The 20,518-nt window shown below is 60.6% G+C and carries 17 protein-coding genes; 12 read left to right on the top strand and 5 right to left on the bottom strand.

Annotated elements, in window-relative coordinates:
• Positions 1-173 precede the first annotated feature (173 nt).
• The 4 genes from JF545_RS14275 to JF545_RS14260 all read left to right on the top strand — a co-directional run bounded on the left by JF545_RS14275 (position 174) and on the right by JF545_RS14260 (position 4,585).
• Entirely contained in the window at positions 174-1,457 is a 1,284-nt protein-coding gene (locus tag JF545_RS14275; protein ID WP_206943130.1) for an oligosaccharide flippase family protein, read from the top strand.
• Positions 1,458-1,474: 17 nt separating this feature from the next.
• The gene (locus tag JF545_RS14270; protein ID WP_206943128.1) at positions 1,475-2,383 is read left to right on the top strand and encodes a glycosyltransferase; all 909 of its coding nucleotides are present in this window, start codon (positions 1,475-1,477) and stop codon (positions 2,381-2,383) included.
• A 217-nt stretch (positions 2,384-2,600) separates the two neighbouring features.
• On the top strand, positions 2,601-3,593 hold the full coding sequence (locus tag JF545_RS14265; RefSeq protein WP_206943126.1) for a glycosyltransferase: 993 nt from the start codon (positions 2,601-2,603) through the stop codon (positions 3,591-3,593).
• Positions 3,590-4,585 (top strand): glycosyltransferase family 4 protein, encoded by a 996-nt coding sequence (locus JF545_RS14260; RefSeq protein WP_206943124.1) that lies wholly within the window; start codon positions 3,590-3,592, stop codon positions 4,583-4,585. The genes JF545_RS14265 and JF545_RS14260 overlap by 4 nt, the downstream gene beginning before the upstream one ends.
• A gap of 7 nt (positions 4,586-4,592) precedes the next feature.
• On the opposite strand, the gene JF545_RS14255 is transcribed toward JF545_RS14260, so the two are convergent.
• The 3 genes from JF545_RS14255 to JF545_RS14245 are packed head-to-tail and all read right to left on the bottom strand — an operon-like array spanning position 4,593 to position 8,475.
• Positions 4,593-5,834 carry an O-antigen ligase domain-containing protein gene (locus tag JF545_RS14255; RefSeq protein WP_224908167.1) on the bottom strand — a complete coding sequence of 414 codons (1,242 nt, stop codon included), beginning with the start codon at positions 5,832-5,834 and terminating at the stop codon, positions 4,593-4,595.
• A 26-nt stretch (positions 5,835-5,860) separates the two neighbouring features.
• On the bottom strand, positions 5,861-7,267 hold the full coding sequence (locus JF545_RS14250) for a hypothetical protein (RefSeq protein WP_206943120.1): 1,407 nt from the start codon (positions 7,265-7,267) through the stop codon (positions 5,861-5,863).
• Entirely contained in the window at positions 7,264-8,475 is a 1,212-nt protein-coding gene (locus JF545_RS14245; RefSeq protein WP_206943118.1) for a polysaccharide biosynthesis/export family protein, read from the bottom strand. Before JF545_RS14245 ends, JF545_RS14250 begins: the two co-directional genes overlap by 4 nt.
• A gap of 414 nt (positions 8,476-8,889) precedes the next feature.
• Between JF545_RS14245 and JF545_RS14240 the strand changes: the two genes are divergently transcribed.
• The 3 genes from JF545_RS14240 to galE are packed head-to-tail and all read left to right on the top strand — an operon-like array spanning position 8,890 to position 11,936.
• A complete protein-coding gene (locus JF545_RS14240) occupies positions 8,890-9,441 on the top strand; it encodes a heme NO-binding domain-containing protein (protein WP_206943116.1) in 552 nt (183 codons plus the stop codon).
• Positions 9,438-10,883, top strand: coding sequence for a sigma-54-dependent transcriptional regulator (locus tag JF545_RS14235; RefSeq protein ID WP_206943114.1), 1,446 nt, complete (start codon positions 9,438-9,440; stop codon positions 10,881-10,883). The genes JF545_RS14240 and JF545_RS14235 overlap by 4 nt, the downstream gene beginning before the upstream one ends.
• A gap of 45 nt (positions 10,884-10,928) precedes the next feature.
• Positions 10,929-11,936, top strand: a complete 1,008-nt coding sequence (gene galE, locus JF545_RS14230) for a UDP-glucose 4-epimerase GalE (protein ID WP_206943111.1) — start codon at positions 10,929-10,931, stop codon at positions 11,934-11,936.
• Between the two features lie 271 nt (positions 11,937-12,207).
• Here galE and JF545_RS14225 read toward each other — a convergent pair whose 3' ends face one another.
• Together JF545_RS14225 and JF545_RS14220 are read right to left on the bottom strand one after the other, a co-directional pair.
• Positions 12,208-13,077 carry a DUF4437 domain-containing protein gene (locus JF545_RS14225; protein WP_206943109.1) on the bottom strand — a complete coding sequence of 290 codons (870 nt, stop codon included), beginning with the start codon at positions 13,075-13,077 and terminating at the stop codon, positions 12,208-12,210.
• 364 nt (positions 13,078-13,441) lie between these two features.
• Positions 13,442-14,353, bottom strand: coding sequence for a LysR family transcriptional regulator (locus JF545_RS14220; protein ID WP_206943107.1), 912 nt, complete (start codon positions 14,351-14,353; stop codon positions 13,442-13,444).
• A gap of 128 nt (positions 14,354-14,481) precedes the next feature.
• Here JF545_RS14220 and JF545_RS14215 point away from each other — a divergent pair, with 128 nt between their 5' ends.
• Genes JF545_RS14215 through JF545_RS14195 form a run of 5 tightly spaced genes read left to right on the top strand, consistent with a single transcriptional unit; the run spans position 14,482 to position 20,514 of the window.
• A complete protein-coding gene (locus JF545_RS14215; RefSeq protein ID WP_206943105.1) occupies positions 14,482-15,453 on the top strand; it encodes a TAXI family TRAP transporter solute-binding subunit in 972 nt (323 codons plus the stop codon).
• A gap of 18 nt (positions 15,454-15,471) precedes the next feature.
• Positions 15,472-17,346: a TRAP transporter permease gene (locus JF545_RS14210; RefSeq protein WP_206943103.1), complete on the top strand. Its 1,875-nt coding sequence runs from the start codon at positions 15,472-15,474 to the stop codon at positions 17,344-17,346.
• On the top strand, positions 17,343-18,314 hold the full coding sequence (locus JF545_RS14205; RefSeq protein ID WP_206943101.1) for a 3-hydroxyacyl-CoA dehydrogenase NAD-binding domain-containing protein: 972 nt from the start codon (positions 17,343-17,345) through the stop codon (positions 18,312-18,314). Before JF545_RS14210 ends, JF545_RS14205 begins: the two co-directional genes overlap by 4 nt.
• The gene (locus JF545_RS14200; RefSeq protein ID WP_206943099.1) at positions 18,311-19,153 is read left to right on the top strand and encodes a 3-keto-5-aminohexanoate cleavage protein; all 843 of its coding nucleotides are present in this window, start codon (positions 18,311-18,313) and stop codon (positions 19,151-19,153) included. Before JF545_RS14205 ends, JF545_RS14200 begins: the two co-directional genes overlap by 4 nt.
• On the top strand, positions 19,150-20,514 hold the full coding sequence (locus tag JF545_RS14195; RefSeq protein WP_206943097.1) for an acyclic terpene utilization AtuA family protein: 1,365 nt from the start codon (positions 19,150-19,152) through the stop codon (positions 20,512-20,514). Before JF545_RS14200 ends, JF545_RS14195 begins: the two co-directional genes overlap by 4 nt.
• The last annotated feature ends 4 nt before the right edge of the window (positions 20,515-20,518 follow it).

The raw sequence follows: 20,518 nt of genomic DNA, 5'->3' as shown, positions 1-20,518 counted from the left end.
TTTTGCAATTTGCAACAAAGAATGCGATGTCACGTCGCAATACGCGATCTTCGCAGAGATGCTATCCGGCAAGTTGCTGTGGTTTTTTATTAACGTATTGATTAAAGAGAAAAAGGTAAGGTTGGCCCGAAAATTGATAGGTAGGTTAGGCCCCTGACTCCCTGGAGAGAACCATGAACCTTGCTCACCTGATATCTCGCTGGCGCCGTGCTGATGTAGGGCAGCTGTTGAGAGGACTCGCCGCTTTCGGCGGCGCCGAGGTGGCAACGCGGCTTATCCGTATCCTTAGCGTTGTGGTCATCGCGCGGCAGGTATCGCCAACCATCATGGGCGTTGCGGCCTTGGCGCTTAGTCTGTTTGAGGTGGTGCGGGTGCTGGCCAACGCCGGTATTGGCCAGCGCATCATCGCTGAGTCCGAAGACCAACTGGCGGCGACCTGTAACACCGCCCATCGCCTTTTCTGGTTCTGGTGTTGTGGGGTGAGCCTTATTCAGCTGGCATTGGCGGCCCTACTACACCTCTTCGGTATGGGAGAGATTGCCGCGATGCTGGCCGTGCTCTCTGGGGTCTATCTTTTCATGCCAGCCGGACTGGTCCAGGTGTTCCTGCTGATGCGGGGCGGCTGCTTTGGCATCGTCGCGCGGATCACCGCCACTCAAGCCATCGCCGATCAGCTGCTGACGCTAATCTTTGTGCTGCTGTGGCCCAGCGCCTGGGCCATTGTCCTGCCGAAGCTCGTCACTGCTCCACTGTGGCTGCTGCTGGTGCGCAGGGCCAAGGCCTGGCGACCTGTGCCGGCGGCGGGGTTGACGCCGTGGCGATCATTTCTCGGTTTCGCCGCTGGCGTGCTCATTTCCGAGCTAGTGAATGTCGCTCGCACGCAGCTGGACAAGCTGCTGGTCGGAGCCCTGTTCGGTGTGCAGGCGCTGGGTATCTACTACTTTGCATTTAACGCTGGGCTTGGCATTACCACATCCTTTATCACGGCCCTGGGGCAAGTGCTGTTCCCCTACATCAGCGCGGCAACGTCAGCCTCGAGCCGCGCCAGCCGATGCCGCCAGGGACTTTGGCTTGGGCTGGGGGCTTTCCTTCCCGTGCTGGTGCTGCAGGTAGGCCTTGCGCCCTGGTATGTGCCGCTGGTCTTCGGGGAGCAGTGGCGAGGAGCAGCCCCCCTGGTGTCAGTGCTGGCGCTGGGGGCGGTGCCGATGATCTTCGCCGCTGTGGCCAGCGCCTGGCTCCGTGCTCACAACCGTCCCGCTGTCGAGGCGCTGCTTAACAGCATCGCGACGGCTGCGGCGCTAGGAGGGTTGACGCTGTTTGCGGGTCTCGGGCTCATGGCTGCGGCGTGGGCCTACGTTGCCGGCTTGGCGCTGGCGCTGATACCCGCATCGATCCATCTCCTTTCGGGTCGTGAGGGCATCGCGACCCTGGCTGATTTCCAGAGGGTATCCGCATGAAGACGCCAAGGTTTTCCGTGATCATTCCTGTTTTTAATGGTGGGGAGGCAATAGAGGCCACCTTGGCCAGCGTAGTGAATCAGAGCGAGACAGACTTTGAGGTGTGGCTAGTCAACGACGGCTCGACAGATGACACCCTCGAAAGACTCACTCGCTGGCAGCGGAGCGACGCGCGGATACAGGTTATCCATCAGCCCAACGGCGGTGTGGCCCGCGCCCGCAATGTCGGTGCCGCGCACGCCCGTGGCGAGTTGATCGCCTTTCTTGATGCGGATGATCTGTGGGCGCCCGATAAGCTTGAGGCGCACGCAGCCTTCCATCAAACGCATAGCGGAGCTGATATCAGCTATGCCCGAATCGCTTTCCTGCATCCGGATGACCACTGCCTGGACGCCGCCCAGACCCATTCGACGATTCCGGCCGGAGCGCTAGCGCTTGAGCAGGCGTTGGGAGAAAACCCGGTCTGCACCACGTCCAATCTGGTCGTCACCCGCGCCTTCTGGAATACGTGCGGGGGCTTTCGCGAGGGCATGCAGCACGCCGAGGATCAGGAATGGATCGCGCGCGCAGTGGCCGGTGGTGCGCGCGCATCGGGACTGGAGCGTGTGCTGGTGGGGTATCGGCTTTCCATAGATGGGCTATCGGCAGATCTTCCTGCCATGTATGCCGGCTGGCAGCAATTGAGCCGCGAGTACGCAGAGAGCTTTGACGTAGCGGGGGCTCGGGCGCTCTACTGCCGCTATCTTGCGCGCCGCGCACTGCGCGCAGGAGGCTCCTCCGCCCAGGCTTTACACTTCGCGCTTGAGGGGCTCAAGAGTTCTCCTGGAGCTTTCCTGAAAGATCGACGGCGGGGCGCTTTGACCGTAATGGGAGCGCTGGTCAGCCCAGTGCTTCCCAGGGCGGCGCGCATGCGTTTGTTCGCCTAGCTCGTGACCTCTTCAGGTCTGGACGCGGACGACCGTTGCACTTTGCAAAGACGTGACTCGGCTGATTGCAGTTTGCATTGCATTGTGCTGAAAACCCAGGCAATTAGCGGTCTTGGTCAATCTTAAGATATTGATTTTAATGTTAAAGTAAAGTTGGCACAGTTTTTGGAATAAGGAAGGAGAATCTCCCAGCTTTTCCCTTTTCAGGAGCCTTCCCATGAGCCATCCCATCTTCTCCGTAGTGATGCCGGTCTATCAGGTTGAAGCCTTCGTCGGTGAGGCCATCTCTTCCGTACTGGAACAAACTTTTGGTGATTTTGAGCTCATCATTGTCGACGACGGAGGAAGCGATGGCAGCATGGATATCTGCCGCGGTTTCAGCGATGAGCGGATCCGTATCGTCACCCAGAAGAACCGTGGGCTTGCGGGTGCACGCAACACGGGCATCGCTGCCTCCCGTGGTGACTTCATCGCCCTGCTGGACTCAGACGATCGCTGGCATCCCGCCAAGCTCGCGTTGCACTTTATCCATCTCAGAGCCAGTAGCGATGTCGACGTCAGTTACGCTGGCTCGCGATTGATCGATGCGGCGGGATGCTTCCTGGGAGTTGAGCAAAAGCCGCGCCTGACCGCGGTCAAGCCTCACCATGTGTTGATGAGAAATCCTGTGGGCAACGGCTCGGCGGCGGTGATTCGGCGCTCAGCGCTGGAGCGTGTTGCGTTCCCGCATCCCCGCGAGCCTGAGCGTACCTGCTGGTTCGACGAGAGTTTCCGGCAGTCCGAGGATATCGAACTATGGCTGCGGATGAGCGCTGGCGCAGGGTGCACATTCGAGGGTATCGAGGGATGTCTGACCGACTACCGCATTCTTGGTGGAGGTCTGTCGGCCAACATGGTGCGCCAGTTCGAAAGCTGGGAGCGGGCCATCGACAAGGCGCGCGTCTATGCGCCAGCCCTGTTGTCACGTTACGGCCGTCGCGCCAGAGCCTACCAGCTGCGTTATCTGGCACGCCGCGCCGTGCAGCTTGGCGATGGCGGCTTCGCCGTATCGTTGATCGGCCAGGCCTTCGCCGCCAGTCCCTCGATTTTGCTGCGGGAGCCGCGCAAGACGCTGGAAACCACTCTTGGGTCTTTGGCAGCGCGCTGGCTGCCGCGCCGCGCCTTCAAGGCGCTGGCGGCGCGGCGCCTGGGTGCGGGAGCGGTCGCATGAAGCCGCTCAGGGTGATACACCTGCTGGATGATGTCGCCCCAGGTGGGGTCATGCAGGCGCTGGCGATCTACGATCATCCGGGACTCACCGATCTACAGACATCGCGAGTTGTTCAGGTCATGCCTGACCGGCCCTGGGCACCGCGACTTGAGGCTGACGTCATTCTGACCCACTTTCCGCCGCGCTGGCGCGCTCTGCCGTTTCTCGCTGTGCTGCGAGCCCGCAACCCCCAAGCGCGTTTGATCCACGTCGAACACAGCTATACAGGGGCCTGGGAGGCACATTGTGTGCCACATCGTCGGCGCTTTCGAACCATGTTGCGACAGGCCTATCGGCTGTTCGACGATGTGGTAGCGGTCTCCCACGGACAGCGAGAGTGGCTGGAGCAGGCGGTGGGCATCTCGCGTCATCGTCTCAGGGTGATCTCCCCCTGGAGCGATGTACCTGACCTGGCGACCATCGCACCGTCGGATGGGGCTTGTCGTCGGCCTCTGGTGGTAGGAGCTTACGGGCGTTTTGCCGAGCAAAAAGGCTTCGATCGGTTGATCGAAGCCTTTCGCGAGCTTGATCCACAGCGCTACACGCTGCGGTTGGGTGGCTTTGGTCCCCAGGAAGCTGCGCTGAGGGCTGCAGCGGCGGATTTGCCCCACGTTTGCTTTGTCGGCGCAGTATCAGATCGTGCGGCCTTCCTCGCCCAGTGCGACGTCATCGCAGTGCCGTCGCGGTGGGAGGCCTTCGGGCTGGTGGCTACCGAAGCACGCCAGGCCGCGCGGGCCCTGCTGGTGGCTAATGTGGATGGCCTCCCCGAACAGCTTGGCGAGGCGGGAGTGCGGGTAGACTTTTCCTCTCCATACGGGCTAAGGGATAGCCTGGCTGCATTGGATGAAGGGTCCTTGACGGAGCTGGGCAGGAAGGCTCGCGCCTCGGTTGTCGGGCTAACCGAGGCACGTCTAGAGGCATGGCGCCACCTGTTGAGCGGTGATGCTCGATGACACGACGTCAGGACACCGGTGTTGAATCTGCCTGGGCGGTAGCGGCGAGTTGGCGTTTGCGGGAGGCGGCGCGGGCGGCAGTGCCGACCAGCAGCAAGGCCGGCCAGTAGAGGTAACTCAGGATTTCGAGGTTTTCGCCGAAGCTGTAGAGCGTCAACAGTAGTAGCATCGATAGGGCGACACGACCAATGGGGTGAGTCAGCGAGAGTCGCGCCGCCATCCAAAGGCTTGCCAGCAAGGGAAGGAGGAGAGCGAACAGGCCGGTGATGCCCTTGACAAAAAGCAGGCCGAACCAACTGTGGTGGCTGCCAATAGGCATGTACTCGACGAGATGTGGGCCATTTTCCACTACGCCGTGACCGAACCAGGGCGCCTCGTTGCGCCAACGGTCAACCGCGATTCTTCCCAATGCAGCGCGCACCCGACTCGAGTCGGCCCGCGCACCCACGAAACGGGCAATTGCCTGATCCAGCAACATTTGCAGCTGCGGTGCGAACAGCCCCAGGCCAAGCACTGCAGGGGCGGCGGTAAACCAGGTCCAAGGCCTGCGCAGCTGGCTGATGCCGAAGGCCAGCGGCCAGACAATGGCAAGCGCGACCAATGCCAGCCGAGACTGACAGAGCAGCGCCATCATCAACCCTGCTCCGACCCCTGTCATTTTCCATCCCAGATGCTTGTCTTCCATGGCACAGAGAATGTGTACCACCGCGACCATGCCTGCAGCCGGGGCCCAGGGGGCGAAGAACTGCCAGCGCGGCACACCGGTGCCAGGCTCCAGAGTGTAGAGGATCACGGCGAAGTACTCAGGGCCCGAGCCGCCCACGATCTTCAGCGGCGACACGTACAGCAGGCCCGGCAGACCGATGAATGGCGCCACGAAAAATAGCGGGAGCAGAATGAGGGTCTGTAGTCCTAGCCGACACACTGCTCGGTAGATGATCTCTGGGCGGATGGCGAGTACCGCGCCGGCAAAGGGAAACAGGGCGATCAATGCCCAGCCCTTGGCCCAGCCGATGGAAGACTTGATCGTCTTGCCAAGCCCCAGCCCGTTGAGCACATGGCCGATGACCAGGATCAGCAGCATGGCGAGCATGCCAATCAGCCACAGGACGATGGCAGGATGCAACGGCGGGGGACGTTGGTGCTGGGGTAAGGCGGGCCCGAGATAGAGGGTGATAGCGGCCATCAACCCCAGGATCCAGGCCAGAGCGGGCCCGGCGATGTAAAGACCGCCGAGTGCCCAGAGCAACCAGGTGCTCTGGATGGCTACCGAGATCAGCTTTTCGGCAGCATTAGCTGGATAAGGGGTTGGCGAAGCCATAGCAGGAGGAAGCCCATGATGACAAGGATCGAGGCTACCACCGCGCCGGCCACGGCCAGCAGGGTGGATGGCGAGGAGGGGGACCGCGGCAGTGAGGGATACTCGAAGGTCTGCACCAGGGGATAGGAGGCGAAGGGATCTGCCTTGTTGGTGTCCAGGCGCGCCAATGCGGATGAGAAGACGGCCTCAGCAACACGCAGTTCGCGCAGCAGGTCCGTCAGATCAGCGGCCTGTTCGACCAGAGTATCGGTTTCGTTGCTCTGTTGAGAGATCTGCTCCCGGACCTCTGCAAGAGCTGCCTGGGCGCCTGCACCGTTGCCCGCTGTGCGCATTAGCTCGTCGAGCAGCCGCTCGCGGCCGTCGCTCACCGAGAGGTCGGCGAAGCCGAGCAGGATCTCCGCTGACAGCGGAGTCAGGGCCGTTCCACGCTGCACCAGCGACTGGCGCAAGGTTTGGCGCTGGGCACTCAGTTCGGTCAGCGTCAGGTGCTGCTCGCCCAGAGTGGCGCGAGCTTGGGTCCAGTCGGCCAGCACGCTGGCATAGCGTTGCAGCAATGACTGGAACAGCGGATCAGCGCGCAGCAGCTGGGCGCTGCGGGCTTCGTCAAGAGTAATATCGAGCATCTCGCCGAGCCTGTAGGCCTGGGCCTCACTGCGCCTTACTGCTTGGCGAAACTCGCGCTCACTGCCCTGCAGATCGTCGACCACGCTCAGGCGCTGATGGAACTGGTCCAGAGTCGCAAGCCCGGTCGTGCCCTGAAACTCGAGGACCCGGCGTTGAGCCTGCTTGAGTTTCTGCTCCAGCTCATCCAGTCGCGCCAGATCGGCGGCCTCTCGCTTTTCGGCCTCGTCTTGACGCAAGCGCTCTAGTCCGGACAGAAAGGCGAGCCTGAGGGCTTCCAGGCGAGCCTGTGCCTGCTCTGGACTGGCCCCGCGCATTGACACCATGATCAGGTTGGTCTGATCGACCAGCTTCACGGTCGGATCGGGCAGAATCTCATCATCTAGACCGGCCGCACCCTGGCGCAGGATCAGGTCTGCGCCTAACAGACGCTTATAGTTCTGTGTCGGGCTCAGAGAGGGGCTCGAGAAGGCCGAGGTGGTCTGCGACGTTGCCTGGCCGATGGATTCGAGATTGATGGAACCGCCCGCACCGGAGCCAGGCAGAACCAGCGTCATGGAGCTTTTGTAGCTGACGGGCGCGAGTATGAGGTAAAGCGCTACCAGACCCCAGATGACCACCAAGCAGGGCAGCAGAGAGCAGGTATAGCGTCGATATCGGCCAGCGGAGGGCAGACCATCCCGCACCAGGTACCAGAAGCGCTGCAGCCGACGAGGCTGTGTCGAGGTATCTACGCTCATTGTGCTAGATCATCAATGAGGATGGCCGTCGCAGCGGAGCCAAGTGCTTCGCCGAACAAGGTGATGGCGTCGCGAGCGTTCATGGCTCGACTGTCGTAGCAGGCGACGGCGTCATTGGGCATAAGGTAAGGGTTGATTCTGTCGCGCTGGGCATTTTCCAGCATCGCCTCGATATCGCGTTGAATCACGACGCTGCGACCGTTCAATGGGTTCTCGGAAATCAGCACGGCCTGACGATGCGCGTTCATCGCTGAGCCTCCCACACAGTTGGCAGAAGCGAGCCCCTGCAGCAGTCGCGTCCCGTAAGGTAGGCTGCTGGCCTCTTTGCCGATAGCGGAACTGGCATTATTGGCAGCGGGTCGAGATAGGTTTGACAGGTAGACACGTATGCCGGGGGGCGTAAGGGGGCTCGGGCGCACCAGTCGCTCATCGAAGCACTTCGTACTTGGCACGATAACGTTGTCGCCCTGAGAGAGCCGAAAGTCTCCCAGCCGCGTTCCGTCGAGCAGTCCACTGAGGTCAAGTTCGGTCCAGCGCTGGCCTCGCACCACTTGGATACGCGTCAGGTCGGCATCGGGCCGCACGCCACCGGCGGCGCGAATGGCAGCTGCTAAGCTTCGCTCTCTGTTGGCATCGCCGCTGGCGGGGCCTTCACGCTGGCCGACCAGCGTTTCCCTCTCGCGCTCGCCAATGCGCACCGTACCAGCCTGGAAGACAGCGCCGCTGACCGGTACCGAGATGCCTGCGCTTTCTAACAGCGACACGTCGACGACCCTGGGCAGCGGGCGAACCAGTCCCGCCGTTACCAGCCTGTCTCCCAGTGCCGTCTCGACCTGGCGGAGGGCCTTGCCTTGGGTGTCCAGTGGTGCGAGGCCTGGAAGCGTAAGCTGGAAGTAGTCATCAATCACGTAAACCTGTGACAGGTGACCGTCATCGCCCACCACCTGAATACGCAGTCTATCCCCGGGACCAAGCTGGTCCCGTTCCTGGCGAAGTTCAGCGGCCGAAACGTAGTTGATTGCCGGCTCTGCCAGGGTAGCGCTGTCGGGCACGCACTGTTGCTGTGATGCCTCAAGCTCCGCCTGCTGAGGCATCCAGCGAGCCTCTGCTTGGTTGTCAGGGGTCGGCGCCGAGGTACAGCCGGTGAGGACAAGACCGAGGATGATCGTGCCGAGGATCGCTCTAGCTTGGCAGACGCTATTGTCCATGAGCTTTCTCCCTCCATTAGAAGAATACTGTAGTAGATTGAATACAAGATTCGGGCCAAGAGTGAAGAAGTTTCTCCTCTTGTGTAGTTATCGACGCAGTGAAAGCGCGGTGGATGGAGAGGGGCGGTGGCATGGTCTGCAGAGTGACAGGAACATGAAGCGCCAAGTGGGTCTGTTCGCTGTGCCATTGCATTTTGCAATAGAGCTCGTTGCAGAATGCATTCTTTTCGTTGCAGTTTGCGATAACTGAAGGCGATATTCCGGCATGGAGGGGTAATATGGCCTGGCATCTTTCTTGCTTAGTTAATGACATGTATCACGTCACCGGAGACAAGCGGGGCGTCGAGTGCCGCAGAGGCGCGATGTGTACTCCAGTCTTTCCCGGTCGGTTTACCTGTTAAGCGAGCGACTGCCATGAAAGGAATGATCTTTGTCGAGCTGATGAACTTTATGGATGAGAGCTTCGGTCCAGACTTCACCGAGCGCGTCGTAGAGCAGGCCGACTTGCCCAATCAAGCTGCCTTCACAACGGTGGGCAACTATCCAAGCGAATACGCAGGAGCCCTCGTTGGCGCGGCCTCCACCCTCGCTGATGCAGACGCCGCCGGCATCTGTGAGGCGTTTGGACGTTATCTGTTTCAACGCTTCGAGGTGCGCTTCCCGCACCTGCTTAATCGTTACGCCTCTGCTCGGGAATTGCTTGATCACGTTCAAAGCCATATCCATGAGGAGGTAAAGGTCATTTATCCAGGCGCGACGCCTCCATCGGTCACGACCCATGAGTGCGAGGATGGATTTATCGTGGCGTATCGCTCCCACCGCGCCTTCGCGCACATCGCCTTCGGCCTGGTTCAGCAGTGTATTGTTTTCTATAGTGAGAACAGTCGCGTGGAGTGGTGTGCTGACAACGTGTTGAATCAGGCTCGCTTCATCATTCGTCCAGGGACAGGCAGCGATGCGATATGAGTGAAGGTACGTATGTGCTGATCATCGAGGATACTGTGTCGCTGGCGCTGACGTTTGCGGGGCAGCTTGAGGCAGCTGGATGCACGGTGGAAATGGCCGACTCAGGGGCCGAGGCACGTCAGCAGCTGACGCGATCGCAGCGGCCTTTCGACGTTATTCTGTTAGATCTCAATTTGCCAGATGGGGATGGATTGGAGCTGCTGGAATCGACGCCGCAGATGGCGCGAGACTCCAGTGTTGTCGTAATCACTGCTGATGGTTCCATCAGTCGCGCGATTCAGGCCATGCGCTCAGGCGCCTATGATTTCCTGGTGAAACCGGTGGCACCGGAGCGTCTTACCACAACGGTGGTTCGCGCAGGCCAGCACCGAATGCTTGAGCGTGAAGTTCAGGTGGCTCGCCGGATCAAGAAGCGTGATCGCTTCCAGGGCTTTGTCGGCGGCTCCGATGCCATGCAGGTGGTGTATCGCGCCATTGAAAACGTGGCGAACTCCAAGGCCACGGTATTCGTCACCGGGGAAAGTGGCACCGGCAAGGAAGTAACTGCGGAGGCGATCCATGCCATCAGCCAGCGCAGCAAAGGCCACTTTGTGGCGATCAATTGCGGTGCCATTCCTGAAAACTTGCTTGAGTCAGAGCTCTTCGGCCATGTGAAGGGAGCCTTTACCGGAGCCCTGGACAACCGCGTAGGGGCGGCCAAGGAAGCTGATGGCGGCACGCTGTTTCTCGACGAAATTTGCGAAATGGAGCTGAAGCTTCAGGTCAAGCTATTGCGCTTCCTGCAGACGGGCATGATCCAGCGGGTTGGGAGTAGCCGTCCCGAGGCAGTCAACGTGCGAGTCATTTGTGCCACCAACCGCGACCCCATCGCTGAGGTGCAGGCCGGCCGCTTTCGTGAAGATCTGTTCTATCGGTTATCCGTGTTGCCGATCGAGCTGCCACCCCTGCGCGAGCGTGGCGATGACGTCGTGCTGTTGGCACAGGTGTTTCTTGATCGTTTTGCCGCCGAGGAGGGCAAGACGTTTGATCCTCTGGAGGCTGCCGCCATTCGACGACTCCAGCGCTACGGCTGGCCTGGCAACGTGCGGGAGCTGCAGAACATGATGCGGCGTGCAGTGGTCATGAGTCCTGGGCCGGACCTCTCGCTGGCACCACTGTTGCCTCAGGAAGTCAGCTCTGCTCCTCAGGCCTCCCCCCCTAGTCCGGTTGGGTATGGCGCCGCGCAGGCTGCCGAACCTCCTTCCCCAGGCGCGAAGCCCGTTGACGTCGAGGCCTCCTTCGATGGCATGACTCTGGCCCAGATCGAACGGCTGGTGATCGAGCGGGCTATTTCGCTAAACCACGGTAGCGTGCCCGGCGCTGCACGCGCCTTGGCTGTCAGTCCTTCCACCCTGTACCGCAAGCTTGAACGCTGGTCGAGCGAGGCGACCGTGGATGGTTGAGTGGCGCGGGCAGTAAACCTTCGGCGCAGACGGGGGGAGTGATGCATGACGACGGAGCATAGCAGCAAGGCCAGAGTGCTGGTGGTGGGAGGAGCCGGCTACATCGGCTCGCACATGGTCAAACGGCTGAGGCGTTCGGGGTACGCTGTCACCGTGCTCGACAATCTCTCAAGAGGCCATCGCGATGCCGTGATGGACGCCGAACTGATGGTTGGAGACCTCGGTGACAGTGCGCTCCTCGACCGTCTTCTTGCATCGCAGGCCTTTGATGTTGTGATGCACTTCGCAGCGTTGATCGAGGTTGGTGAGTCTGTGCGCGATCCCGCCGCCTTCTACCACAACAACGTTATGAAGAGCCTAGTACTATTGGATGCCATGGTCAGGCACGACATTTCGCGCCTCGTCTTTTCCTCGACCGCCGCAGTCTATGGTGTGCCCGGAGAGGGAGATCTCGACGAGAGTCGTGACTGCAACCCGATCAACCCCTATGGCAATACCAAGCACCTCGTCGAAAGGGCGCTCGAGGATTATCGGCTTGCCTATGGCATGCGGTCCATCTGTCTGCGCTACTTCAATGCTGCCGGCGCGGATCCCGAGGGTGTGTTGGGGGAGAGGCACGATCCGGAGACTCACCTGATTCCTCTGGTACTCCAGGCAGCCTCCGGGAGACGCTCGCAGATCCAGGTGTTCGGCGACGACTATCCGACCGCTGACGGGTCCTGCATACGCGATTTTGTGCACGTAGAAGATCTCTGTCGTGCCCATGAGCTGGCCCTGGAGCGCCTGCTTGCGGGAGGGAGCAGTGAGACCTTCAATCTTGGCTGTGGTGTTGGCTACAGCGTATTCGAGCTGATTCGGACCGCAGAGGAGGTCAGCGGTCGCAAGATCGAGACATCGATCTGCCCCAGGCGCCCTGGCGATCCAGCCCGGCTGGTGGCCAGTATCTGCAAGGCCCAGGAAGTGCTCGGCTGGGCACCGACCTATGACTTGCGTGACATCCTGACCCACGCGTGGCTGTTCGAGAACCGCCACTTTCTGGGGCACCCGCCATAATCCCGCTGGACGGAAGAAGAGGAAATAGACACCAGGATGATGCACTTAAGGCCAGGTCGGCAGCGCAATCGTAAGACGTCGTTTTCGATGACGTGGCTTTCTTTTGCCATCCGCCCCGGTGAAAAAGGGTAAGCTCATACCCTTATCGGTGAGCCTTGACGAAGGTGTCACAGACATAGCCCTGAACACGAACGGTCACCTCGGTCTTGAAGCCGGGTGGCCGTTCGCGTTTTCTGCAGCGCTTTATGGTTGCTGGTTCAGCTCTCGAAGATCATTGCTCAACGATGTCGAAATCGCCATTGGTACGCACGTAGAGCAGTGTCTCGCCGTCGGCACCGGTGGCGATGTCATGGGTGATCTCGCCCTGTGAACCGAAGTAGCTGCCGGTCGTCAGGTGCTGACTGTCGTTCTTGCCTTCGGTCTCGTGGGTCAGGTCGCCCTTGATGACCACGGCGCGGAATTCGTCGGCGTGGCTTGTGATCTCAACCGAGAAATCGGCTGGCAGTTTCACCAGACGGCCACTCATCTGTCCGGCGTCCGGGTTGCCCCACAGGAAAGCGGTCTTCGGGCCTTGTGCGGCGTCGTCGCTGCCCGGGAGGCTGATCCAGCGAATGTCATTGGCATCCAGCCATACCAGGTTGTTTTCGGCGACATTCAGCGGCTCTTCGTCGTTGTGGAAGGCCTCGGATTCTGGCTGTACCAGATAGGGCCCTTCATCGATCTCGATGTAGGCCATATTGACCTCGTCACGGGCTGCAGTGATATGAGATTCCCCCGCCGGCTGGATCCAGAACGAGCCTGCGGGCAGCCACTGCTCATCGGCGTTCTTGTCATCGTTGTGAACCTCGCCCTGGATGACCACACCACGATAGGTGATGTTGTGGATGTGAGGCGGTGAGGAGAAACCTTCATTGAACTTCACCAGGAAGCCGGAAGCGCCATCCTTGGTGCGGTCGCCCCACAGGTCACCTGCGGCCGGGCTCTGGTCACCGCGCAGCGGATTGAGATAGCCCCAGTCGATATCGGATTGCTGGACGACTTCGCTGGTTGGCGTGAGCGAGGACTGGCCATCGGCGTGGGCGGTGATGCTGGTAACGGCGATCGAGAGGCCAAGTAGAGCAAGGGAGAAAGGACGTTTCATGATGGCTGCCTGTCTGTCTGAGCGTTGAAAGGAAAGGCGCATCGCCGATGCGCTGGCAATCGACGCGGTGAATTTTGGAAGGCACAGGCGGCGTGATAAAGCGGCAAAGGGGGGAAACACTATTCGTCAGAACAGGACAATCTGGCGCTGATGCTGGGCGTGGTGCTGTGGATCGACGCTAGGGTGAAGCCACGACATGCGTCGTTTCTTCTACCTAGAGTCGATGAGAATTCCTCGATAGGCCACGGCGGTGCGCCATCAACACCGTCTGGCATTGCGGGTGAAAGCTGGCCTGGGGCAGTTCCCCTATCTCTGGCTATTGGCTATTAGCGATGTGGCGAGATGGGGGAAGCCTTCGTCTCGACTATTGAATTTCCAGCGGATTAAGCGTCAGCGCGTGCTTTCTCACGACTTCCAGCATGGCGGTGGCAGCGGCGGACTGTAACGAGCGCGCTGGTGTGATGATTCCCAGCGTGCGTGGAACGGTGGGGTGGGTCAGTGGACGCCACTCTAGCCCCTCAGACGAGATTTGTTTAAAGCTGAGGGAGGGTAGGGCGGCGACGCCTTGTCCGGCTGCGACCATGCGTCCTGCTGTGCCGATCTGACTGACTTCGCACATGACGTCCATCTCCGCATCGAGGTGTTGCAACACCTCGTCGATGGCCTGCCGGGTGCTCGAAAGCCGGCTAAGGGCGATGACGGGATAGGCGATCAACTCCTCCCACTTCACCTCGTCCTGGTTCAGCAGGGGATGTCCATGGGGGCAGACCGCAACGAAGTGGTCGTCCACCAGCGATTCGAAATGTATGGCCTCTGCCCCGCTGGGCTTCACCGAAAAGCCGATATCCGCTCGCTGGTCTCTGACGAGTTCATCCACCTGGTTGGCCAGGACATCATGGACGTTGATGGCGATATTGGGGTACTGCCGCCGGTAGTCCGCCAAGACGGCAGGGAGGAAGCCGGCCGCGAGGGTCGGAAGGGCGGCTAGCGTCACCTTGCCGCGTTCCTTGTTGAAGAGTTCGCCGATATCTCCCAGGGCCTCGTCCCAATCACTGATCAGGCGCCTTGCGATAGGCAGAAAATAGCGACCTTCCGGGGTCAGCTGGATCCCCCTGGGCGAGCGGTTGAAGAGCATGCCCCCGACCGACTCCTCAAGCTTGCGGATGGCAATGCTCAAGGCCGGTTGAGAGAGGTGCAGGCGTTCGGAGGCCTCTATGAAACTGCCGTGTTCTGCGACGGCCACAAATGCCTTCAACTGTCGGATAGATGGTTGCATAAAAAAAGTAAAAGTCTCGTTCGGTTAAATATATTAGACAAATACCGTCATTCTTTCCAAGGTGTGGAGGTCGCACGACACTCGTCTACTGGACGCCAATAATAGATAACACCAGAGAGAGCTACGCCATGTCCTCATACAAGACGCCGCTGCTGGCTGCCATCCTCAGTGCCGGCCTGATGTCCGCTGCTGCCCAGGCGGAAGATCAGCTGCTTATCGGCTCCACCTCTACCTCCTCCAGCCAGTACGGCTATTTCGTGGCCGTCGGCCAGATCATCAACCAGAAAGTCGAAGGGGTTCGCGCATCGGTCGTCGAAACGGGAGCCACCGTCGACAATCTTCGCCGGATTCTTCGCGGCCAGCTCGATATGGGGCTTGTCACCACCAATGTGGGCTATCACGCCTACTCGGGCGAAGGTGAGTTTGCTGATCGGCCGGTAGATAACCGTCTGCTGTGGGTGTATTCGGCAGCCCCGCAGAATGTGGTCATGCGCGAGGATGCCGGGGTGTCGTCGTTGACCGACCTGAACGGAGTTGGTCTTAACCCAGGTATTACCGGGTCGGCTACCGAGGCGACAACGCTGGCCGTCATGGAGACCTTGGGCATCTCACCCGACTACGTGCGAGGCTCCACCACCGACGTCGTGGCCGGTGTGAAGGACAATCGCATCGCCGGTTACGTCAAGTCCGGGGTCGGCAACAAGCTCGACGGATCCTCCATGGACGTCGCGACCTTTACGCCGATTCAGGTGTTGTCACTGGACGAGGATCAGGCGAACACCCTGCGGGAGCAGATGCCTGACATCTCCGTGGTAGATATTCCAGAGGGCGCGGCCGAAGGTATGCCTGCCTACACCACCTGGAGCTTCGGCCTCGCCATGCATTCATCGCCGGACCTGGATGAGCAGATGGCGTATGACATCGTCAAGGCGGTCATGGAGAACCCAGATCCGCAGGTGAGCGCATTGGCCAACCTGGCGAATGTAGACATCGCCGAACTCACGTTGGAAAGCGGCACGGTTCCCTTCCATCCAGGCGCCGCTCGCTACTTCGAAGAGCAGGGCTACGAGATTCCTGACCACCTGCAGCCGGTGGAATAATCTCAGGAGCCCGGTCCCATGCGTAATAAAAGCTTGATGTTGGTCGCCCTGGTTCTCGGTGGCTTCATTTTCTACACCTCGGCAACAGGGCCATTCGATAGCCTGGTACATCGAAGCGTTTTTCTTGCGCTGGTGATTGGACTGGGCCTTCTTAGCTTCCCTCTGGGCGCAGGCAAGTCATGGCGTCCAGTTGGGATCATCGTTGATGTCATGCTTGCCATTGGTGCCATCACGTCCTGCCTCTATGTCACGGTAAAGGCAGACGAGATTCTGTCGACGCTGCCCTGGGCGACCACTCAGGACAAGCTCATGGCAGCGACGCTGGTGCTCACCATCCTGGAAGTCGCGCGGCGTGCCATCGGCTGGATTTTTCCCATGCTGGTAGCGCTTGGCATTGCCTATGCGCTGTTCGGCAATCTGCTGTCTGGCCCGTTGAGTCATCGAGGTTTCGACACCGCTTTTGTGACCGAAACGCTTTTCCTTGGTGACCTGGGAATCTGGGGCATGCTGCTTGGTGTGGCGGCGACCACGATCGCTGCGTTCGTCTTGTTCGGATCATTGCTGCTGCATACGGGAGGGGGCCAGACCTTCATTGATCTGTCGATGCGCATTGGAGGCCGAAGCCAAGGTGGAGCAGCCAAGATTGCCACGGTCGCGTCGAGCCTGTTTGCCATGGTGAGTGGCAGTGCGGTGGCCAATGTCGCGACCACAGGCAACTTCACGATTCCGATGATGAAGCGCTTGAAGTATCCCGCCGCTTTCGCCGGAGGCGTCGAGTCGGTGGCCTCGACGGGTGGTCAAATTGCACCGCCCATTCTGGGAGCCGCCGCATTCATCATGGCCGAGATCCTGGGCGTCAGCTACGTCACTATCGCTCTGGCGGCGCTGCTGCCTGCCGCTCTCTTCTATGTGGCAGTGTTTTTTACCATTCACGTGGTGGCGGTGCGGCGTGCGCTGCCGCTGGTGCCCGAGGCCGACTTGCCACGCTGGCCGGATGTACTGCAGTTCAGACGAATTGTGCCCATTCTGGCGGCCTTGGGCGGCCTGTTTGGTGGCGTACTGACGGGCTACTCCATCCAGTACTCCGCATTTCTGGGCATAGCGTCGCTACTGCTGTGCTATGTGACCTTCGGCATTCTGGACCGCACACCGCCCGCGCAGATGATGCGGATGCTCATGACCGGGCTTGAAGACGCTGGCAAGGGCATGGTCATCATCGGTGTCCTGCTGGCAGGGGCTCAGATACTTGTCGCAATGCTCAACATGACCGGTATCGGAGTGACGCTATCCACCCTGGTGGTGAGCGTGGCCGGCGAGCAGCTTTTCCTCGTGGCGCTGATCGTTGCCGTTATCTGTCTCATCATGGGGATGGGCATTCCCACCACCGCGGCGTATGTCCTGGTGGCCGCTGTTCTGGCTCCGGCCTTGACGCGTATGGGCGTTGAGCCGCTGGTCGCCCATCTCTTTGTCTTCTATTTTGCGACGATCTCGGTGATTACCCCGCCGGTGTGTATCGCGGTTTTCGTCGCGGCAGGCATCGCTCAGGCGGGATGGTTGAATGTGGCCGGTCATGCCGTACGGCTTGGCGCCGCCACCTACATTATTCCCTTCCTGATTCTGGCCTACCCCGCATTGATTGGCATGGGCGGTGCGTGGGAAATCACCACCGCAGCCCTGCGAGCCCTGGCGTTTGTCCTGGCCTTCGCCGGAGCCTTGGGTGGAGCCCGATTGACAGGGCGTCGCTGGCTGGATGCCGCCATTCTCCTCATCGTCGGCATTCTAGCGGTCTTGCCGGGCCTGGCTCCGGGCTTGGTTGGCGTCATCGGGCTGTTTGCCCTGTATGGCTGGGCTTGGAATGTGGCACGTCGTAACCAGCTGCAGGGAGCATCATGATGAACGATTCCGAGTCTGTGATAACGCGCATTGCGATAGTGGGATGCGGCACGATTGGCATCTGTTGGGCCGCCTATTTCCTTTCGCGTGGGTTAGAGGTCAGTGCGTATGACCCGGACGCTTCTGCAAGAGCCGCTTTTGCAGATCTTGTGGCTGCCGACATGGAAACACTGGGGGGCTCTCCACGTGAGCCCAAGGTATGTGGCGCTTTAGCTGAGGCCGTCGAGCAAGCGGACCTGGTGGTGGAGAATGCGCCGGAGTCGGCAGAGATGAAGCGTAGGCTGCTGGCGGACATTCAACGGCTGGCCCCTCCGTCGGCGTTGATCGTCAGCAGCACGTCGTCGATGCAACACTCCGATATTGCCTTGGATGCACCGGAACCGTCGCGAATCGCGATTGCTCATCCCTTCAACCCTCCCCATCTGGTGCCGCTTGTCGAGCTCTACGGGACGGATGCAGAGGTTGTCGACAGGCTCGCCACCTTTTACCGAGGCATCGGCAAGCAGCCCGTGGTGATGAAGAAGGAAATGGTGGGGCACATCGCTAACCGTCTGACGTCTGCGGTGTGGCGCGAGGCGCTGTACCTGCTGCAGGAAGGGGTCGCCAGTGTCGAAGACATCGACCGGGCGGTGACCGCGGGCCCGGGAATGCGCTGGGCGATACAGGGCCCTTTTCTGACATATCACCTGGGGGGTGGAAAGGGTGGAATCAAGCACTACTTAGAGCACCTGGGTCCGAGTCAGCAATATCGCTGGGCCAGTCTGGGCTCCCCGACGGTGGATGAGGCGCTCAAGAGTCGTGTCGTCGCTGGTGTCGAACAGGCGGCTTGCGGTCAGTCACTGAGCGAACTTTCTGCTCAGCGTGATGCCCAGTTGGTGGCGCTGCAGCAAGCCATCGAGGCTGCACCTCAGTCTGCACAACCGCCCGCACACCAGCCCGCAGATCAGCCCGCGGAGGTGAAGTCATGACATCACCTTGCTTGTTGATGGTCGCCCCCAACGGCGCTCGACGTACCCGGGTCGATCACCCGCAAATCCCGCTGACGCCAGAGGCGCTAGCCGCCGATGCGCTCGCCTGCCGTGATGCGGGGGCGGCCATGGTGCACTTGCACGTGCGTGAACCTGATGGCCGTCATCTATTGGATGTGGCTGCCTATCGAGACGCGCTGGGCATGATCCGTGCAGCTGTCGGCGATGACATGGTGCTGCAAGTCACCAGCGAGGCGGGTGGGCGTTATGACCCACAGGCCCAGAGGAAACTGCTGGAAGAGCTTCGTCCTGAATCCGTCTCGGTAGCCGTGCGCGAGCTGTTTGGCGACCCTCAGGAGGTCGCAGCGAGTGGCGCCGTTTGCCGTAACCTTCAGGCCGAGGGGGGCAGTGTGCAATACATCCTCTATTCCGTTGAGGATCTGCTCCACTTCAACCAGCTTCGCGATGCCGGAGTCTTGCCATCCGGCAAGAGCTTTCTGCTGTTTGTCCTGGGACGCTATGAGACACCGCCGGTGGCGGATCCGGCTCGCCTACCTGAATTTCTGGAAGCCCTGACACCGGGTGATAGGTGGGCCGTCTGCGCCTTTGGGCCGACGGAAGCCGAGTGCATGGGGTTGGCAGCAGCGCACGGTGGGCATGCCCGTGTGGGTTTCGAGAACAACCTCTGGCGCCCCGATGGCACTCTGGTGAAAGACAATGCGGAGTTGGTGCGCTTGACGCGCGAGAGGATTGAAGCCAGCGGCCGCAGCATCATGAAGCCTCGTCAGGTGAGAGAATTTCTTGGTTTGCCCTTGGTGAGATCCGGGAGGCTCGCATGACTGTTGTCGTAGGCTGTGGGGCGGGTTTCTCGGGCGACCGTACCGACGCGGCCGGGCCATTGGTAGAAGCTCTGCTGCACTATGATGCGCCGCGTGCCCTGATGTTCGAAACGCTGGGAGAGCGAACCCTGGCGGCCGCTCAGTTGGCGCGTCTGCAAGACCCCAGCAGAGGGGTAGAGCCTTTGCTGGAGGCATTTCTTGCCCCGGTGCTGGGTGATTGTTTGCGCAATGCCATTACCGTGTTGGGAAACTTCGGTGCGGCAAACCCGGAAGCCGCAGGTGACCAAGTGGCAGCGATGGCACAACGGGCTGGCGTCAAGGATGCCCGCATCGCGGTGATTCAGGGGGATGACGTTCGCCAGCAGATTCACTCGCTTGACTGGCAGCCGTGGGAGGGCGAGCACCGCGAGCTGCCAGACAGCAACGACGTGGTGGCGGCCAATGTGTATCTGGGGGCGGATGCACTGGTCGAGGCACTGGCGCAGGAGGCACAGGTGGTGGTTACTGGACGTGTCGCTGACCCCGCCTTGGCCCTGGCCCCTCTGCGCTACCACCACGGATGGGCGCGTGATGACTGGGACCGGATCGCCGCGGGGACCTTGGCGGGCCACCTGATTGAGTGTGGTGCACAGGTGACAGGAGGGTACTTTGCCGATCCCGGGGTCAAGGATGTTCAAGGCATGCACTGCCTGGGATATCCCATCGTCGAGGTAGAACGTGATGGCAGTCTGATAGTGACGAAACCTCCAGGTACCGGAGGCTTGGTGACGGAGCAGACGGTCAAGGAGCAGCTTCTTTACGAAATTCATGATCCCGCCGGCTATGTGACACCGGATGTGGTGGTGGACTTGACGGGCGTTGAGGTGCGGCAAGTGGGCCGTGATCGCGTATCGGTCAAAGGGGTGCGAGGGCATCCAGCGCCGGACAGGCTCAAGACGACCGTCAGCTTTCTGGATGGTTATCAAGGGGAAGCGGAAATTTCCTATGCCGGGCCTAACGCAATGGCTCGAGCAAAGCTCGCCCAGGATACGTTGCAGCGGCGGTTGGCAACGCGCTGCCCCGCTGACATGAGGACTCGCTTCGATGTCATTGGTATCTCCAGCGTGTTCGACGGTGATGCAGCAGTGTGGCGAGACAGTCCAGGAAGCTCCTCCGAAGATATTCGGCTGCGTCTGGCGGTCGAGCATAAACAACGTGCGGTGGTCGAGCTCGCGACACAGGAGTTGCTGGCGCTGTATTGCTGCGGCCCCGCTGCAGGTGGCGGTGTGCGTCGACACCTGAACCGCCGGCTCAAGACGGCCTCGTACCTGGTTCGCCGCCAAGATGTCACACCCAGCGTCAGCATCCGCAATGGGAGTTGAGGAT

It is taken from the genome of Halomonas litopenaei (assembly GCF_017303055.1).
GTDB lineage: Bacteria > Pseudomonadota > Gammaproteobacteria > Pseudomonadales > Halomonadaceae > Halomonas > Halomonas litopenaei_A.
Note: the sequence above shows the minus strand (reverse complement) of the source record. Positions and strands in the feature narration are given on the sequence as shown.

Excerpts from the sequence above, each read along its gene's own strand:
- JF545_RS14275 (WP_206943130.1), top strand. The coding sequence starts at position 174 with ATGAACCTTGCTCACCTGATATCTCGCTGGCGCCGTGCTGATGTAGGG.
- JF545_RS14250 (WP_206943120.1), bottom strand. The coding sequence starts at position 7,267 with ATGAGCGTAGATACCTCGACACAGCCTCGTCGGCTGCAGCGCTTCTGG.
- JF545_RS14265 (WP_206943126.1), top strand. The coding sequence starts at position 2,601 with ATGAGCCATCCCATCTTCTCCGTAGTGATGCCGGTCTATCAGGTTGAA.
- JF545_RS14260 (WP_206943124.1), top strand. The coding sequence starts at position 3,590 with ATGAAGCCGCTCAGGGTGATACACCTGCTGGATGATGTCGCCCCAGGT.
- JF545_RS14195 (WP_206943097.1), top strand. The coding sequence starts at position 19,150 with ATGACTGTTGTCGTAGGCTGTGGGGCGGGTTTCTCGGGCGACCGTACC.
- JF545_RS14240 (WP_206943116.1), top strand. The coding sequence starts at position 8,890 with ATGAAAGGAATGATCTTTGTCGAGCTGATGAACTTTATGGATGAGAGC.
- JF545_RS14210 (WP_206943103.1), top strand. The coding sequence starts at position 15,472 with ATGCGTAATAAAAGCTTGATGTTGGTCGCCCTGGTTCTCGGTGGCTTC.
- JF545_RS14215 (WP_206943105.1), top strand. The coding sequence starts at position 14,482 with ATGTCCTCATACAAGACGCCGCTGCTGGCTGCCATCCTCAGTGCCGGC.
- JF545_RS14200 (WP_206943099.1), top strand. The coding sequence starts at position 18,311 with ATGACATCACCTTGCTTGTTGATGGTCGCCCCCAACGGCGCTCGACGT.
- galE (WP_206943111.1), top strand. The coding sequence starts at position 10,929 with ATGACGACGGAGCATAGCAGCAAGGCCAGAGTGCTGGTGGTGGGAGGA.
- JF545_RS14235 (WP_206943114.1), top strand. The coding sequence starts at position 9,438 with ATGAGTGAAGGTACGTATGTGCTGATCATCGAGGATACTGTGTCGCTG.
- JF545_RS14205 (WP_206943101.1), top strand. The coding sequence starts at position 17,343 with ATGATGAACGATTCCGAGTCTGTGATAACGCGCATTGCGATAGTGGGA.
- JF545_RS14245 (WP_206943118.1), bottom strand. The coding sequence starts at position 8,475 with ATGGACAATAGCGTCTGCCAAGCTAGAGCGATCCTCGGCACGATCATC.
- JF545_RS14220 (WP_206943107.1), bottom strand. The coding sequence starts at position 14,353 with ATGCAACCATCTATCCGACAGTTGAAGGCATTTGTGGCCGTCGCAGAA.
- JF545_RS14225 (WP_206943109.1), bottom strand. The coding sequence starts at position 13,077 with ATGAAACGTCCTTTCTCCCTTGCTCTACTTGGCCTCTCGATCGCCGTT.